Annotated in this window: 3 protein-coding genes; all 3 read left to right on the top strand. The window is 22.6% G+C overall.

What is annotated here, in order from left to right:
* Positions 1–30 precede the first annotated feature (30 nt).
* The gene (locus tag GBZ86_RS16220) at positions 31–420 is read left to right on the top strand and encodes a hypothetical protein (RefSeq protein ID WP_152892385.1); all 390 of its coding nucleotides are present in this window, start codon (positions 31–33) and stop codon (positions 418–420) included.
* 54 nt (positions 421–474) lie between these two features.
* Positions 475–711, top strand: a complete 237-nt coding sequence (locus GBZ86_RS16215) for a pilin (protein WP_152892383.1) — start codon at positions 475–477, stop codon at positions 709–711.
* Between the two features lie 36 nt (positions 712–747).
* Positions 748–1,018: hypothetical protein (locus GBZ86_RS16210; RefSeq protein ID WP_152892381.1), on the top strand; the 271-nt coding region annotated here is incomplete at its 3' end.

Raw genomic sequence — 1,018 nt, 5'->3', positions numbered from 1 at the left:
ATGTTGAAAAGTTCATTATAAGGAGAAAAAATGGAAAGAAAATTAGTTTTAAATAATATTCAATTAGATTTGGAAACGCAAGTTAGCAATTTTTTATTACAATATATTTTACCTTCTGATTTAGGATTTCATATGATAAAAGAAGGAATAATTTTAACTATTTTAGATGATAAAGATTTTATTATTCAAAAAAATAAAATAATAAAAGAAATAGCAAAGCATTTGGGTACAACTTATGTTACAACACATAGAAGAATGAAAAAGGCATTAGATAATATAGATTATAAAAATATAAATAAGGATAGTTTAGTATATAAACTTTATATTAATGAATCTAATATTAAAGTTCCAGATTTTATTATAACTGTAGCAGAAGAAATAAAATTAAAAATAAATTCTGAATATAAGTCAATAAGCTAAGAAACTTAAGGACTTTTTTTATATAAATTTTTAAAGAAAAATGGAGGAATAAATATGGATGTTATTCAACAAATTAGAGAATTAATGAATGAGGTTATAAGATGGTTACAAATATTAGGTGTTCCATCAGCGGGATTAGCTTTTGCTTTTGGAGGAATACTTCATATATTTGGTGGTGCAGAAGGCATTAGAAAGGCTAAACCTTGGTATATAGGTGGCGCCATAGGTTTAGTGGTTATTTTAGGTGCTAGTGCTATAGCTAATTTTTTACAAAGTAAAATTACCTTTTAAAATATAATATTTTCTTGATTAAAGCAGGTGAATAAATTGTTTAAAAATAAATTTAAAGAATTTAAAAGTAGTATAAATTCAGAATTAAAGGATTTAAAAAGAAATCCTAATCAAGAACTCAAATTAACTAAAAAAATTATAAACAACAAGTTTATTATAAAAAGCTTGTTGTTTATATTTTTAATAATTACTTTATTGATGAATTTAATGGTAGGCTCTTTAAATGCATTAACTGGATTGTTTGATGAAAGTATAAAGGAATTCAGCATATTAGGAAGTTCATTAAATTTTTTATATATTATTAAAT

Source organism: Clostridium tarantellae, from assembly GCF_009295725.1.
In the GTDB taxonomy this organism is placed as follows: Bacteria; Bacillota; Clostridia; order Clostridiales; family Clostridiaceae; genus Sarcina; species Sarcina tarantellae.
This window is presented reverse-complemented; position numbering and strand designations above follow the sequence as displayed.